The sequence below is a fragment of the Streptomyces sp. NWU339 genome (genome assembly GCF_003143855.1).
In the GTDB taxonomy this organism is placed as follows: Bacteria; Actinomycetota; Actinomycetes; order Streptomycetales; family Streptomycetaceae; genus Streptomyces.
On sequence record NZ_QFRK01000005.1, the window covers coordinates 136,468 to 152,126 of the forward strand.

Annotated in this window: 11 protein-coding genes; 7 read left to right on the forward strand and 4 right to left on the reverse strand. The window is 72.7% G+C overall.

Features of this window, described 5'->3' with window-relative positions:
* Nucleotides 1–9: 9 nt before the first annotated feature.
* A complete protein-coding gene (locus tag DIZ27_RS08760) occupies nucleotides 10–1,740 on the reverse strand; it encodes a M23 family metallopeptidase (RefSeq protein WP_109377746.1) in 1,731 nt (576 codons plus the stop codon).
* A gap of 179 nt (nucleotides 1,741–1,919) precedes the next feature.
* Complete coding sequence (locus DIZ27_RS08765; protein WP_109377747.1) at nucleotides 1,920–2,786, reverse strand: triacylglycerol lipase; 867 nt, start codon at nucleotides 2,784–2,786, stop codon at nucleotides 1,920–1,922.
* Nucleotides 2,787–3,240: 454 nt separating this feature from the next.
* On the opposite strand from DIZ27_RS08765, the gene DIZ27_RS08770 reads away from it, so the two are divergent.
* Nucleotides 3,241–3,657 (forward strand): cobalamin B12-binding domain-containing protein, encoded by a 417-nt coding sequence (locus DIZ27_RS08770; protein ID WP_109377748.1) that lies wholly within the window; start codon nucleotides 3,241–3,243, stop codon nucleotides 3,655–3,657.
* A 167-nt stretch (nucleotides 3,658–3,824) separates the two neighbouring features.
* Here DIZ27_RS08770 and DIZ27_RS08775 read toward each other — a convergent pair whose 3' ends face one another.
* Together DIZ27_RS08775 and DIZ27_RS08780 are read right to left on the reverse strand one after the other, a co-directional pair.
* Entirely contained in the window at nucleotides 3,825–5,519 is a 1,695-nt protein-coding gene (locus DIZ27_RS08775; RefSeq protein WP_109377749.1) for a DUF5691 domain-containing protein, read from the reverse strand.
* A 67-nt stretch (nucleotides 5,520–5,586) separates the two neighbouring features.
* The gene (locus DIZ27_RS08780) at nucleotides 5,587–6,942 is read right to left on the reverse strand and encodes an SWIM zinc finger family protein (RefSeq protein WP_109377750.1); all 1,356 of its coding nucleotides are present in this window, start codon (nucleotides 6,940–6,942) and stop codon (nucleotides 5,587–5,589) included.
* Nucleotides 6,943–7,074: 132 nt separating this feature from the next.
* On the opposite strand from DIZ27_RS08780, the gene DIZ27_RS08785 reads away from it, so the two are divergent.
* The 6 genes from DIZ27_RS08785 (at nucleotide 7,075) to sucD (ending at nucleotide 15,639) form a co-directional block, all read left to right on the forward strand.
* Nucleotides 7,075–8,265 carry an AAA family ATPase gene (locus DIZ27_RS08785; RefSeq protein ID WP_109377751.1) on the forward strand — a complete coding sequence of 397 codons (1,191 nt, stop codon included), beginning with the start codon at nucleotides 7,075–7,077 and terminating at the stop codon, nucleotides 8,263–8,265.
* Nucleotides 8,262–10,649, forward strand: a complete 2,388-nt coding sequence (locus DIZ27_RS08790; protein ID WP_109377752.1) for a DUF5682 family protein — start codon at nucleotides 8,262–8,264, stop codon at nucleotides 10,647–10,649. Before DIZ27_RS08785 ends, DIZ27_RS08790 begins: the two co-directional genes overlap by 4 nt.
* 47 nt (nucleotides 10,650–10,696) lie before the next feature.
* Nucleotides 10,697–11,860 (forward strand): VWA domain-containing protein, encoded by a 1,164-nt coding sequence (locus DIZ27_RS08795; protein ID WP_109377753.1) that lies wholly within the window; start codon nucleotides 10,697–10,699, stop codon nucleotides 11,858–11,860.
* A 206-nt stretch (nucleotides 11,861–12,066) separates the two neighbouring features.
* Nucleotides 12,067–12,963, forward strand: coding sequence for a hypothetical protein (locus DIZ27_RS08800; protein WP_109377754.1), 897 nt, complete (start codon nucleotides 12,067–12,069; stop codon nucleotides 12,961–12,963).
* Nucleotides 12,964–13,554: 591 nt separating this feature from the next.
* A complete protein-coding gene (gene sucC / locus DIZ27_RS08805) occupies nucleotides 13,555–14,733 on the forward strand; it encodes an ADP-forming succinate--CoA ligase subunit beta (protein ID WP_109377755.1) in 1,179 nt (392 codons plus the stop codon).
* Between the two features lie 21 nt (nucleotides 14,734–14,754).
* A complete protein-coding gene (gene sucD / locus DIZ27_RS08810) occupies nucleotides 14,755–15,639 on the forward strand; it encodes a succinate--CoA ligase subunit alpha (protein WP_109377756.1) in 885 nt (294 codons plus the stop codon).
* Nucleotides 15,640–15,659: the final 20 nt, after the last annotated feature.

Consider the following 15,659-nt stretch of genomic DNA (forward strand, 5'->3'; position numbering starts at 1 on the left):
GGGGGTGGTCTACGTCGGGTCGAGGCCGTGGCTGCGGAACCACGCCAGCGGGTCGATCGCCGAGCCGCCGCTCGGGCGGACCTCGAAGTGGAGGTGCGGGCCGGTGGAGTTGCCCGAGTTCCCGGAGAACGCGATCGGCTGGCCGGCCTTCACCGCCGTGCCGGAGGGGACCTGGTAGCTGGAGAGGTGGCAGTACCACGTCTCCGTGCCGTCCATCGCGGTCACGATCATCATGTTGCCGTAGGCGCTGTTGTACTGGGTGCGGACCGTGCCGTCGGTCGCGGCCATCACCGTCGCGCCGTACGAGACGGGGAAGTCGATTCCGCTGTGCACGGACATCCAGTTGATGCCGGACTGGCCGTAGTAGGCGCTGAGGCCGTGCTGCGCGACGGGAAGCGCGAACTTCGGGCGCAGCCGCTCCTTGCGGGCCGCCTCCTCCGCCGCCGCCTTGCGGTCGGCCTCCTGCTGGGCCTTCAGGTCGATGCGTTCCTGGGTGCGACTGGCCCGGTCGGCGAAGTCGTTGGCCCCGGCGGAGAGGCTCTCGAGCTGGGTGTTGAGTTCGTTGTTGACGGTGGCGGGCTGCACCGGCGGCGGGTCCGCCGCGGTCGTCCTGGTCTCCGGGCCGCCGCCGTCCTCGGCCAGATCGCCGACCGAGGCCGCCGCGATGCCGGCGACACCCATCACGCACGCCGAGGGAACGGCCACCGTCAGCAGCGCGGAGCGCTTGGCGGGCGTGCGGCGGCGGGAACGGGACCCGCCGTGTGACGCCGCGCGCGGCGCGGGCAACGGGGTGGGCTCCTCCTGCTCGTCGAGCAGCGGGGCCGTCGTGGGCGGCTCACCGGCGTCGTCCGGTGTGTCGTGCGCGGGCTCGTAGGAGACCTCGTAGCCGGCCTCGTGGAGCTCCTGATCGGATTCCTGGGAATCGAAGGCCGGAGAGGGGTCGGCGGTGGAGGACCGCAGGTCCGGGTGCCGCTCGAACGTGGCGGTGGCCTGCTGGTCGAACGGTACGGCCTGATGCTCGTAGGAGGGGGTCTCGTAGGAATCGGAGACCTGTGTGGCCGTGACCTGTGTGGCCGTACTGCCTTCGGAGTTCCACTGCGTGGCGTCGTAGGCGCCGGTGTCGAAGGTCTGGGTGCCCCAGTGCCACTGCTGGGTCGGATCGGCGGTGCTCCGGGCCTGGTCGGGCTGGATCCAGGCGCCGTCGTCCCACTGGCCGCTCGCTTCGGGTGCCGTGGCCTGCGGCGGGACCGTCGGCATCTGCTGCTGCCCGGTGGTCCAGGCGGTCGGGTCGTAGCCGCCCGTGTCGTAGGTGACCTGTTGCTGGGCCGGGTACGCGTCGTAGTGCGCGGTGTCATGGCCGCCCGCGGACCAGTCCCCGGTGGCGTACGAAGCCGGGTCGTGACCGCTTCCCGAGAGGTTGCCGAAGAGAGGGTCGGTGGTGAAGGCCGCGGTGGCCGGGGTGCCGGTTCCCGAACCCGTGGAGTCGAAACCGTTGGTGTCGTAGCCGCTGTACGTGGTGAAGTCTCCGTACTGGGCTTCCTGGGTGCCGTAGGACGCGTAGTGCGCCGAGACGGCGTCGGAAGCCGGGGGCGGGGCCATTGTCCCCGACGGGTGACGGTCGTTCACCAACTTCTCTTTCGCCTCGACAACAGGGGCTGGCAGAGCAGTGCGGCGACTGTACCCGGCGGTACGCGGGCGCGACAATCTTCCGCAGGTTTCGCGCGCGCAGGAAACGGGCATTCGGTTGCGTTTTGGCGGCGGGTATTCACGGTCTTGGCTTTGTGTTCGAAGTCTGTTCGAGATTTGTATGCGTTCACGTCGCCAAGTCGGCCGGGTGGAGCGGCTGTTGTTCGGGTGGGAAAGTGCTGCCGTCGTGATGGTCGAGGGGCATGCGCTTCGGGCGTGTCGCCGCCCTCCCGTCACGCCACCGTCAGGCCGCCCGCATGGCCGGTGGACGGCTCTCCGGGGTGCGCCGCATCGAGGGCCTCCCGTATGCCGGTCGCCACGGCGGGGTGCACGGGCAGGGCGAGGTGGCCGACGCCGCCCACCCGCACGTTCTGCGCGACCAGGTCCCGGTGCTGGATGCAGGCCGATTCCAGCGGGTCCATGATGTGGTCGAGGTCGCTCCAGAAGGCGACGAAGCGGGTGCGGCAGCCGGGCGCGGGGCGGGCGAGCTCCTCGACCACCGGTGAACCGGGACGCATCTGGCGCACGATGGGGTGCGCGTTGGCCAGCGGCGCGACGCGCGTGCCGGAATGCGGGGTGCCGAGCGTGACGAGGGTCCGTACGCGGGCGTCACCGCCCAGGCGCTGCGCGTAGTACCGCGCTATCAGCCCTCCGAGGCTGTGCCCGACGATGTCGACGCGGCTGCTGCCGGTGCGCTCGCACACTTCTTCTATGTGTCGGCCCAGCAGTTCGGCCGCGACGCGGATGTCGCAGGTCAGCGGAGAGTAGTTGAGCGACTCGACCTGTTGCCTGCCGTGCTGGGCGAGACTGCGGCGCAGCAGCAGGAACACCGAGCGGTTGTCGATGAAGCCGTGCAGCAGCACGACCGGGGGTCGGCACTCCGTCGGCAGCTTCGCGGTGCCGTCCGGCGGGGGGAGCTCAGGCGTCGTGTCCCGCCGCTCCTGCACGATGCCGGCGGGATAGAGGAGCATGTGGCCCACCAGGATGGCGAGCTCCAGGGCGGTGGCCTTCAGCAGGGCGGTGGAGAGACCTGCCAGCCGGCTCGGCACCAGGCGCCGGCAGAGCGGCAGAAAGGGGAGTACTGCCTCCGTGACCTTCATGGCCGACCTCCTGTCGGCACGCGAAGGACAGCTCTGTCCCCCATGTGCCCTCATGGGGTTCGCTACGAAAAGCGGTCGACGCCGCGCCCGTCAGGAGCTTTGGCTGGCCGCGGCGGTGGGACGACCTCGTTGCGAATCCCTTATACGCATGTTCCCACTGTTGTCCGCGTGTCGCACGGGCAGCAGTACCCGGCTCGTGAGGCACCGGGACGGTGCGCGATGAACATGTCCCTCTGTGTGATTTCCCCCTCGGTCCGCACCGTGAAACTGCCGGTTACGAGATGCTGGGGGATAACGTTCGTTCACTTCTCCGGTCCGGTACGGGCCGGGGCGCCCGTGCCTTGGCGGCGCATTCGGTGGGCGGCGGAGGCGGGCGGCACGTGACGGGTGCGGCATGCCTTGTATGTGCGGTATTGCTCGGTACGGATGGATGTAGTCGCTTCAGGAGGCAGTAATGGGTGTGGCAGCTGGCCCGATCCGCGTAGTGGTGGCCAAGCCGGGGCTCGACGGCCACGATCGTGGGGCCAAGGTGATCGCGCGGGCCCTGCGCGACGCCGGTATGGAGGTCATCTACACCGGGCTCCACCAGACTCCCGAGCAAGTCGTCGACACCGCGATCCAGGAGGACGCCGACGCGATCGGTCTGTCCATCCTCTCCGGCGCGCACAACACGCTCTTCGCGGCGGTGATCGAACTGCTCAAGGAGCGGGACGCGGCGGACATCCTGGTCTTCGGCGGGGGGATCATCCCCGAGGCGGACATCGCTCCGCTGAAGGAGAAGGGCGTCGCGGAGATCTTCACCCCGGGCGCGACGACGGCGTCGATCGTGGACTGGGTGCGCGCGACCGTGCGGCATCCCGCGGGGGCGTAGACCCCGGCCCGGGCGGTCCCCGTCGACCGCGCGGGCCCCGGCTCGGAACCGACGGTGCGGGCTCCGCGACTCCGATGCGGACCACGCGGCCGGACCGGCCACGGTCGGCGCGGTCGGCCCCGGGTTCATCCGCGAGGGCGGTGCGCGGTGGTCGGGGAGCCGGGGAGTCAGGGGTGGCCGGGTGGCGCCGGGGTCAGCTCCGCCAGCATCGCGGCGCGCAGTCGCAGCGTGGTGACCAGTCGCTGGAACGCCTCCGACCAGTAGCCACCGGAGCCCGGCGAGGCGTCCTCCGGCTCGTCCGGTACGGCCAGGAGCGCATCGAGGTGGCCCGCCTCCGAGGGATCGAGGCAGCGCTCGGCCAGGCCCATGACACCGCTGAAACTCCAGGGATAACTCCCCGCGTCCCGGGCGATGTTGAGCGCGTCCACCACGGCCCGGCCGAGCGGTGGTGCCCACGGCACCGCGCACACGCCGAGCAGCTGGAACGCGTCCGGCAGCCCGTGTGTCCCGATGAACCCCGCCACCCATTCGGCTCGTTCGGCCGCGTCCAGCGTGCCGAGCAGCTTGGCCCGTTCGGCCAGGGACACGGCTCCCGGGCCGCCCGCCTCCACCGCGGCGGGCTCGCCGAGCAGTGCCCGCGACCACTCCGCGTCCCGCTGGCGCACCGCCGCGCGGCACCATGCCGCGTGCAGTTCGCTCCGCCAGTCGTCCGCCACGGGGAGGGCCACGATCTGCCGGGGGGAACGTCCGCCGAGCCGTCGCGACCAGGTGCCCAGGGGGGCCGCCTCCACCAGCTGCCCCAGCCACCACGACCGTTCGCCCCGGCCCGCGGGAGCCTTGGCCGTCACCCCGTCGCGCTCCATGTCCGCGTCGCACTCGTGCGGCGCCTCGACGGTGAGGGTGGGCGTGTCCCGGGTGTGGTCCACGGCCACGCACACCCCGGCCCGGACCGCCATACGCTCCGCGAGGGCCGAACCGGGCAGCGCCGACAGCAGCTCGGCGGCGGTCGCCCGTACGTTGCGACTGCGGTCGGCGAGCGCCAGCTCCAGGAACGGCTCGTCGTCCGGGGCGAGACGGGTGCGCAACGAGTCGAGGAACATCAGCCGGTCCTCGGCCCGCTCCGTCGCCCAGGTCGTCGCGAGGAGTTCGCGTGCGGCGGCGGGCCGACGGGAACGGAGGGTGGCGAGCAGGGCGACCCGTTCCGCGAAGAGGCCCTCCTGCCAGAGCCGCAGGGACGAATCCGTGTTCTCGGGGTCCTCGGGAACCTCGGGGTTCACGGCGTTCATGGTCCCCGGCAGTGACACGCCCCCTCCCGGCGTCGAGCGCAGGGCGAACCGCCACTCCGGGTTGAGGCGGGCCAGCCACAGAGCGCGCGGCCCCGCGAACCGCAGGACCGCCGGCCGCAGGTCCGTACGCCCCCGCGCGGCGTCGAGCAGCGCGGGCAGTGCCGGGGCGGGCGCCGCGAAGCCGTGGGCGTTCGCCGCCGCCAGCCACTGGGGCAGCAGCTCCATCAGGTCCGGTGCCGTGCCCCGGCGGCCGCCGCCGGAGGTGCCGGGGCGGTCGGACAGCAGCATCGTGAGCCTGCGGGCGGCGGCGGGTGGCAGCGCGGGGCGCGGGTCCCGGGGCGCCGGTCGCGGACGCTCCGCCGCCCCGGCGGGGCGCAGTCCGGCGCGGCGCCGCACGGTCGCCACGGCCGCCGCGTCCAGCAGCGCCTTCGGGGCGTCCGCGCCGGGCGCGGCGCCGGCCGGAGTACGCCGGTCCGTCCCCAGCAGCGCCGTGGTGACGAGGTCCTCCCAGGCGCCCGAGAGGGACGGGTCCGCAGAGTGCGGCGCCGACGCGGCCGGTACGGAGGTCCTGCTCATGAGCTTCCTTTCCGTCGGGCGCCCGGAAGCGGCCGGAGGCGGGTGGGGTCGGCGAAGTGCGGGCTGCTCAGCACAGCGGCACCACCTCGCCGGGCCCCTCCGGCCAGGCCGCCAGCGGGGTGAATCCCCGGTGGCCGCACTCGCCGAAGACCGTGACCGGCGCACCGCCCGAGAGGGCGACGAGACGCCACAGGCCGGGACGGGAACACGCGGCCGCGGTGAGCGGCAGGGCGGCGTCCTCGTCGGCGTCCGCGAGCTGCCAGGAGTCGCCGTCCGGGGCGGGTATCACCCGGTCCAGGGTCACCGGAACGGAGTCCAGCCAGGGGTCGTCGCGCAGCGCGTCGCCGTAACGGGCGGTGGCCCGGGCCGTCGTCGTCCCGGGGGGCCGCTCGGCCGTGGGGGCGGGCGCCGCGAACCGCTCACCGAGCGCCGCCCGCGACTGCCCGGTGCCCGGGTAGGCGGACAACTCCGCGTCCAGGGCCAGCCCCACCGGCAGCGCGAGTTCCGGAGCGCGCCCCGCGGCCCCGTAGGAGAGGAGCAGCGCGGTGCGCCGCGAGTCCGTGCCGTACAGCCAGATCCGGCGGGTCGTCAGGCGCGCGTCCGCCGAGTCGTACTGGGCGAGGACCAGCCAGCGGTCCCGCACCGGCGGGCCCTCCGCCGAGGTCGGCAGACCGATGCGGGAGCGGACGGTCGCGGCCAGCCCCTCCGGCAGCCGATCACGGCGCAGCCAGCCCTGATCGAGGAGGTGGAGCAGTGCGCACTCCTCCAGCAGTCGCACCGGCCACCCCGGGCCCGTGCCCGGAATCGCCCCCAACTCCCGGACCCTGGTGGCCAGTCCCTGCGCCTGTGCGTCGATCATGCGGGCCGCCGTCTCCTCCCACAGGCCGTACCCGGACCGCTCCGCCGTGGCCAGTCCGCCGCGGAGCAGATCCGTCAGCCGCTGCTCCAGCTCCGACGCACCCGCGGTGACCCGCTCGGCCCGGCGCTCCGCCCTGCGCCGGGCCGCCTCCGGATCGACGGGTCCGGACGGGGGACCCGACGGGGCCGCGGTCCCGTTCCGTTCCGCGCGCCCGCGCCTGCCCGTGATCCACTGCCCGGCCCACTCCGGCACCTCCGCCCGCGGCACCGCCCCCTCGTCGCCCGCCCAGAGCAGCAGCAGGCCCAGGGCGTGCTTGCACGGGAACTTGCGACTCAGGCAACTGCACTTGTACGCGGGCCCGGAGGCGTCCGCGATGTCGACCACCGTCCGGTACGGCCTGCTGCCGCTGCCCTCGCACAGCCCCCACACCACCCCCTCGCCCGAACTGCCGGCCTCGGACCACGGACCGGCCGCGCCGAGTCTGCTTCCCGCTGTGCGCGACGCGACGTCAGGCGCCAAGGCCAGCACCTGGTCCGCGGTCCAGCGCACCCCCTGCTGAGTCATGTCGTCGAAGGTAGATCCCCCCACTGACAATCGGCCTTGCATGAGCGTTTGCCCAGGTCACAGCGATTGTCAGTGGTGTGGTGCACGGTGGGTACCAGATCCGAACCGGCCGAGCTGGAGGGGGACTCAGCCATGTCTGTGCCTGTCGAACCGACGTCTGTCGAACCGACACCCGTCGACCCGAGCCGGAACGGCTCCGCGCCCGTGGACGGGGGCGCGGGGGCCACCCCGCCCGCGCCCGCGACCGAGGTGCTGCGGGCGCATGCCGAGGACGCCTTCGCCGCCGAACTCACCGCGCTGGCCGCGCAGGACGACCGTCCGCGGCCGGCCCGCTGGAAGCTGTCCCCGTGGGCCGTCGCCACCTATCTGCTCGGCGGCACACTGCCGGACGGCACCGTGATCACACCGAAGTACGTCGGCCCGCGCCGCATCGTCGAGGTCGCCGTCACCACCCTGGCCACCGATCGCGCCCTGCTTCTGCTCGGCGTGCCCGGCACCGCGAAGACCTGGGTGTCCGAGCACCTGGCCGCGGCGGTCAGCGGCGACTCCACCCTGCTGGTCCAGGGCACCGCCGGCACGCCCGAGGAGGCCATCCGCTACGGCTGGAACTACGCCCGGCTGCTAGCCCACGGCCCCAGCCGCGACGCCCTCGTGCCCAGCCCCGTCATGCGCGCGATGACGGAGGGGACGACGGTCCGCGTCGAGGAACTGACCCGGATCCCGGCCGATGTGCAGGACACGCTGATCACGATCCTGTCGGAGAAGACGCTGCCGATACCGGAACTGGGCCAGGAGGTGCAGGCGGTCCGCGGCTTCAACCTGATCGCCACCGCCAACGACCGTGACCGGGGGGTCAACGACCTGTCCAGCGCCCTGCGCCGCCGGTTCAACACCGTGGTGCTGCCGCTGCCCGAGACCCCCGAGGCGGAGGTCGACATCGTCTCGCGCCGGGTGGACCAGATCGGCCGCTCCCTCGACCTGCCGACCGCGCCCGACGGCATCGACGAGATCCGCCGTGTCGTCACCGTCTTCCGCGAGCTGCGCGACGGGGTCACCGCCGACGGCCGGACGAAACTGAAGTCGCCCAGCGGCACCCTGTCGACCGCCGAGGCGATCTCCGTGGTCACGGGCGGGCTGGCGCTGGCGGCCCACTTCGGGGACGGCGTGCTGCGGGCCGGGGACGTGGCGGCGGGCATGCTCGGCGCGGTCGTCCGTGACCCGGCGGCGGACCGCGTCGTCTGGCAGGAGTACCTGGAGACCGTCGTCCGCGAACGCGACGGCTGGAAGGACTTCTACCGGGCCTGCAGGGAGGCAGGCGCGTGAGCGAGGTGGAACAGCCCGGCGGTGACCGGGGAGCGGGACCGCTGCTGCTCGGAGTACGGCACCACGGACCGGGGTCGGCGCGGGCGGTGCGGGCGGCCCTGGAGGAGGCCCGTCCGGGAGTCGTCCTGATCGAGGGTCCGCCCGAGGCGAACGACCTGATCCCGCTCGCCGCGGACGACGACATGCGTCCGCCGGTCGCCCTGCTCGCCCATGCGGTGGACGAGCCCGGCCGCTCGGCGTTCTGGCCGCTCGCCGCGTTCTCCCCGGAGTGGGTCGCCATCCACTGGGCGCTGGAGCACGGCGCCCCGGCCCGCTTCATCGACCTGCCGGCCACCCACACCCTGGCCTGGGGCAGGAGCGAGGCGAATGACGGAGAGCAGGCGGACACCGGGCAGCAGACCGATGTACGGATCGATCCGCTCCGGGTGCTGGCCGAGGCCGCCGGGTACGACGACGCCGAGCGGTGGTGGGAGGACGTCGTCGAGCACCGCGGAGTGGGGGAGGAGGGCGACGCGCTCGCCCCGTTCACCGCGCTGGAGGAGGCCATGACGGCGCTGCGGGAGGTGTACGGCAGCGGGGGACACGACCGGGATCTCGTGCGCGAGGCGTACATGCGGCTCCAGATCCGGTCGGCGCAGCGGGAGTCCGGGGGCGGCGTGGCCGTCGTCTGCGGGGCCTGGCACGTGCCCGCGTTGCGGCGGAGGGCCGCCGTCACCGCCGACCGGGCCCTGCTCAGAGGCCTGCCGAAGGTCAAGACGGACATGACGTGGGTGCCGTGGACGAACCGCAGGCTGTCCCGGTTCAGCGGATACGGCGCGGGCATCGACTCGCCCGGCTGGTACGGGCATCTGTTCGGCTTGGAGGACCGGCCGGTCGAGCGGTGGATGACGAAGGTGGCGGGGCTGCTGCGCGCCGAGGACCGGATCGTGTCCTCCGCCCACGTCATCGAGGCGGTACGGCTGGCGGAGACACTCGCCGCGATGCGCGGCCGGCCCCTGCCCGGACTGGGCGAGACGACGGACGCGGTGCGGGCGGTGATGTGCGAGGGCTCCGACGTGCCGCTGGCCCTGGTGCACGACCGGCTGATCGTCGGTGACGTGCTCGGGGAGGTGCCGGCGACGGCCCCCGCGGTGCCCCTGCAACGGGACCTCACCCGGACACAGCGCCGACTGCGGCTGAAACCCGAGGCCGCGGAACGGGAACTGGAACTCGACCTGCGCAAGGAGACCGACGGGCAGCGCAGCAGGCTGCTGCACCGGCTGCGGTTGCTCGGCATCGGCTGGGGGGAACTGGCGGCCTCGTACGGGAGCATGGGCACGTTCCGGGAGACATGGCGGCTGTGCTGGGAGCCGGAGCTGTCCGTGCGGGTCGCCGAGGCCGGGATATGGGGGACGACCGTACTCGCCGCCGCGACCGCCAGGGCCGAGGCGGACGCCGTCGCGGCGCGGGACCTCGCCGCCGTCACCGGGCTCGCCGAGCACTGCCTCCTGGCCGAACTGCCCGACGCGCTGCCCACGGTGACGCGGATGCTCGCCGACCGCGCGGCCCTCGACACGGACGTCGGCCATCTCGCCCAGGCCCTGCCCGCCCTGGTCCGCTCGCTGCGCTACGGCGATGTGCGCGGCACCGGCACCGCGGCGCTGGCCGAGGTCGCCGCCGGACTGGCGGAGCGGGTCCTGGTCGGCCTGCCCCCGGCCTGCGCCGGACTGGACGCGGACGCCGCCGACGAGATGCGGCGCCATCTCGACGCCGTGCACGGGGCGGTGGGGCTCCTCGGCGACGTTCCCGCGCCGGGCCACGGGAACCTGCGCGCCCGCTGGACGTCGGCACTGCGGAAGCTGGCGACGCGGGACACCGTGCCCGGTGTCGTACGGGGGCGGTCCGTCCGCCTGCTGCTGGACGACGGGGAGTTGGCGCAGGACGAGACGGCCCGGCAGATGGGGCTGGTGCTGTCGTCACCGGGTACGTCCCCGGCGGACGCGGCGGCGTGGATCGAGGGATTCGTCGGCGGCTCGGGGGGCGGGCTGCTCCTCGTCCACGACGAGCGGCTCCTCGGACTGGTCGACGCGTGGCTGACGGGGGTGCCGGCGGAGGCGTTCACGGACGTACTTCCGCTGCTGCGGCGGACCTTCTCGGCGTACGAGCCCGGGGTGCGGCGCACGCTCGGCGAGCTGGTCCGGCGTGGGCCGGGGGCGCGGGACGGTGCGGAGAGCGCCGGTTGGGGGACACCCGGCTTCGCGGCCGGCCTCGACACCGGCCGGGCGGACGCGGTCCTGCCCGTGGTGCGGCTGCTGCTGGGGCTGGGACCGGGAGCGGAGGAGGCGGCCGGGGATGGCGGGGACGGCGAGGGCACGGGCGTCGGCCTGGTGGGAGCGGCGCGATGACGGCCACCCGGCCACCGGACGAAGGAGCAAGGGACGGAGGGGGACGTATGACGGCAGCGGTGACGGACCCGGCGCAGGAACGGCTGCGACGGTGGCGGCTGGTGCTCGGCGGGGACGCGGCGGACGGCACCGGACGCGCGCTGTCCGGTCAGGACGCCGCCATGGACGGAGCGCTCACCGCGCTCTACGGCAAGGGGGACAAGCCGCAGACGGAGCGGGAGCGTTCGGCTGGGCTGGGGGCGTCCGCGCCGTCGGTGGCGCGCTGGCTCGGGGACATCCGGACCTACTTCCCCTCCTCCGTCGTCCAGGTCATGCAGCGCGACGCCATCGACCGGCTGGGGCTCGCCACCCTCCTGCTGGAACCGGAGATGCTGGAGGCGGTCGAGGCCGACGTCCATCTCGTGGGCACGCTGATGTCACTCAACAAGGCGATGCCCGACACGACGAAGGAGACGGCACGGGCCGTCGTCCGCAAGGTGGTCGACGAACTGGAGAAGCGGCTCGCCACCCGCACCCGGGCCACCCTCACCGGCGCCCTCGACCGGAGCGCCCGCGTCAGCCGGCCCCGCCACCACGACATCGACTGGAACCGCACGATCGCGGCCAACCTCAAGCACTACCTCCCCGAGTACCGGACGGTCGTGCCCGAGCGGCTCATCGGCTACGGGCGTGCCGCGCAGTCCGTGAAGAAGGAGGTCGTCCTCTGTGTCGACCAGTCCGGGTCGATGGCGGCGTCCGTCGTCTACGCCTCGGTGTTCGGGGCGGTGCTCGCGTCCATGCGGTCCGTCGACACGCGGCTCGTCGTGTTCGACACGGCGGTGGTCGACCTCACGGACCAACTCGACGACCCCGTCGACGTGATCTTCGGTACCCGGCTCGGCGGGGGGACGGACATCAACCGGGCGCTGGCGTACTGCCAGTCGCAGATCACCCGGCCCGCGGAGACGGTGATCGTACTGATCAGCGACCTCTACGAGGGGGGCATCCGCGACGAGATGCTCAAGCGGGTCGCGGCGATGAAGGCATCGGGGGTGCAGTTCGTGACGCTGCTGGCGCTGTCCGACGAGGGGGCGCCCGCCTACGACCGGGAGCACGCGGCGGCCCTCGCCGCGCTGGGCGCGCCGGCGTTCGCCTGCACGCCCGACCTGTTCCCGGAGGTGATGGCCGCGGCGATCGAGAAGCGGCCGCTGCCGATACCGGAGCCGGTGTGAGGAGGGAAGAGGGAAGAAAGGGAGAGGCAGGGGCGATTTGCCGATCCGTCGTCGTCCGACTCGGTTCGGCAAAGGCGGACATGACGCCCCATCGGTGAGGGAGGACTTGCGCACTCTCGGGAGCCGCGTGCGAGGATCGACGACGCTCGACGCCTGAGGCATCGAGTTTCCTTCATGTACCGCCGTCCACGAGAAACCTTCCTCCCTTGACCTGGTCAGCCCTCCTGCCCGGTGCCGCTCTGCGCGCGATGCGCACGGCGGCCGGCAGGCGTGCGCTGCACCTGGCGTTCCTGGTGGGCGCGGTGCTCGTGCTCGGCGTGCTGTGCGGGGAGCGGGCCCAGGCGGCGGACGGCGGCGGCCCGGTGAGCACCCCCTTCGCTTCTCCGGTCGCCGGTGCGGTGGTGTCGGTTTCGGGGTCGGTGGGTGAGCGGGTCGTGACCCCGGTCGCCGATCGGCTGGGTGGGGTTGCCGCCGACCTGACCGAGGTGCCCGCGAAGGTGCTCCCGGTACCGTCTCCGCCTTCACGCCCGCAGGCTCCCGCCCTGCCGACCTTGCCCGGTCTGACGCGGCCCGCGCCCCTTCCGGAGCCCCCGGGGCTGCCCGAGGTCCCGGTGGAGCCCCGGCTCCCGCGACTGCCCGCCGTGCCGCCGGACGCACCGAACGTGCAGGGCGCACCGGACACGCCGGGCACCCTCCCGGCGCCGTTCACTCAGTCGGAAGCCCCCGCGCCACCGGCGACCGACGCCTCCGGACCCACCACGCGGCCCGAAGTCCCGGAGACCGCCACGCACGGCCCGGACGCCGGAGGCACCGGCACAGGCCTCGCCGTCGACCCACTGCCGTACGACGACACCGAGCACCGCGCCACACCCCCCGCACCGCCCACCGACCCGGCCCCGACGCCCCACGCCCCCGGCGGGAGCCCGGACGGCACGACGGGCCACCGCTCCGCGGCGGACCACACCACACCGCGCCACGGCGACGCGCACGCCGTCACCCCGGGTCACCGTCTCCGCGTCCGGCTCGTACCCGGCGCCACCGCGTCCACCGAGGCGGCCGAGCTCCGGGACCGGTACCGGGACGTCCCGGTCTCTCCCGCCTAGGCGGAGCTCCCGCGAGCAGCCCGCGCATCTGCGCGGGCCCTCACCCGGATGCCCGGGCGTGAGCGCACCCCACACCCCCCCACGCCCGTACGGGTGCCCTGCATCCGCACGTCCCGTACACCCCGTACACCCCGTGCGTACGGCACCTGACTCACGAGTAAGAAAAGCTTCACGGGGGTATCCGGAACCGGACGGCCGAACGCCATCGGCTGGTCCGGCCGCAACCCCGTGGAGGGGGTGATCGGCCCCCATTGGGGTGGGGGCCGGCCGCCCCGCACCCCGGAGGGCAGGGACCTCGTTCCCGCTCCGGGTGCACGGCGGGCCTCACCGGGTCAACCCCAGCCCGGTGAGGCCCCACATCGATGGCACGCTGTGTCACTGTTTGCGGCATCATGTGACAGGTATCACCGCTCATGTGTGACCCGCGATTTAGAGACACCTTGCAACCGGGGCTAACCTGCGAGACGGACATGCCGCGCGCTCGGACACCGTGTGCGCTCCCTCTGTGACACTGCGGACGTAGTCACGTTGCCCTTCGCGGCACGCCCACGCATCCAACGAATCGCGAATCACTGATAGGGACGGAAGCGCGTGGACCTGTTCGAGTACCAGGCGAGGGACCTCTTCGCCAAGCACGATGTACCGGTGCTGGCCGGTGAAGTCATCGACACGCCTGAGGCGGCGCGCGAGATCACCGAGCGTCTGGGCGGCAAGTCCGTCGTCAAGGCCCAGGTGAAGGTCGGTGGACGCGGCAAGGCCGGCGGCGTGAAGCTGGCGGCCACTCCGGACGAGGCCGTCGCCCGTGCGACGGACATTCTCGGGATGGACATCAAGGGCCACACGGTCCACAAGGTGATGATCGCCGAGACCGCTCCGGAGATCGTCGAGGAGTACTACGTCTCCTTCCTCCTCGACCGTGCCAACCGCACGTTCCTCTCCATCGCGTCCGTCGAGGGCGGCATGGACATCGAGGAGGTGGCGGCCACCCGTCCGGAGGCCGTCGCCAAGACGCCGGTGGACGCCAACGAGGGTGTGACCCCCGATAAGGCGCGCGAGATCGTCGAGGCCGCGAACTTCCCGGCCGAGGTGGCCGACAAGGTCGCCGACGTCCTCGTCACCCTGTGGAAGACCTTCATCGCCGAGGACGCGCTCCTCGTCGAGGTCAACCCGCTGGCCAAGGTCGCCTCCGGTGACGTCCTCGCCCTCGACGGCAAGGTCACCCTGGACGACAACGCCGAGTTCCGTCACCCCGACCACGAGGCGCTCCACGACAAGGCCGCGGCCAACCCGCTCGAGGCCGCCGCCAAGGAGAAGAACCTCAACTACGTCAAGCTCGACGGCGAGGTCGGCATCATCGGCAACGGTGCGGGGCTCGTGATGAGCACCCTGGACGTCGTCGCCTACGCCGGTGAGGCGCACGGTGGCGTCAAGCCCGCCAACTTCCTCGACATCGGTGGCGGCGCCTCCGCCGCCGTCATGGCGAACGGCCTGGAGATCATCCTCGGCGACCCGGACGTCAAGTCCGTTTTCGTCAACGTCTTCGGTGGCATCACCGCCTGTGACGAGGTCGCCAACGGCATCGTGCAGGCGCTGCAGCTGCTCGCGGACCGGGGCGAGGAAGTCACCAAGCCGCTGGTCGTACGGCTGGACGGCAACAACGCCGAACTGGGTCGCAAGATCCTCTCCGACGCCAACCACCCGCTGGTGCAGCGCGTGGACACCATGGACGGCGCGGCCGACAAGGCCGCCGAGCTCGCGGCCGCGAAGTAAGGGACGAGGGACACCACAGCCATGGCTATCTTCCTCAACAAGGACTCCAAGGTCATCGTCCAGGGCATGACCGGTGCCACGGGCATGAAGCACACCAAGCTCATGCTGGCCGACGGCACGAACATCGTCGGCGGTGTGAACCCGCGCAAGGCCGGCACCTCCGTCGACATCGACGGCAACGACATCCCGGTCTTCGGCACGGTCGCCGAGGCGATGGAGAAGACGGGCGCGAACGTATCCGTCCTCTTCGTACCGCCGGCCTTCGCGAAGTCCGCCGTCGTCGAGGCGATCGACGCCGAGATCCCGCTCGCGGTCGTCATCACCGAGGGCATCGCCGTCCACGACTCGGCCGCGTTCTACGCGTACGCCGTGGAGAAGGGCGACAAGACCCGGATCATCGGCCCCAACTGCCCGGGCCTGATCAGCCCCGGTCAGTCGAACGCCGGCATCATCCCGGGCGACATCACCAAGCCGGGCCGGATCGGCCTGGTCTCGAAGTCCGGCACGCTGACGTACCAGATGATGTACGAGCTGCGGGACATCGGCTTCTCCTCGGCCGTCGGCATCGGTGGCGACCCGGTCATCGGCACGACGCACATCGACGCGCTGGCCGCGTTCGAGGCCGACCCCGACACCGACCTGATCGTGATGATCGGTGAGATCGGCGGCGACGCCGAGGAGCGGGCCGCGGCCTACATCGCGGAGAACGTGACGAAGCCGGTCGTCGGCTACGTCGCGGGCTTCACCGCGCCCGAGGGCAAGACCATGGGCCACGCCGGCGCCATCGTCTCCGGTTCGTCCGGCACCGCCCAGGCGAAGAAGGAGGCCCTCGAGGCCGCGGGCGTCAAGGTGGGCAAGACGCCGACCGAGACGGCCAAGCTGGCGCGCGAGCTCCTCGCGGGCTGAGCCACCGCAGAACACGGGTG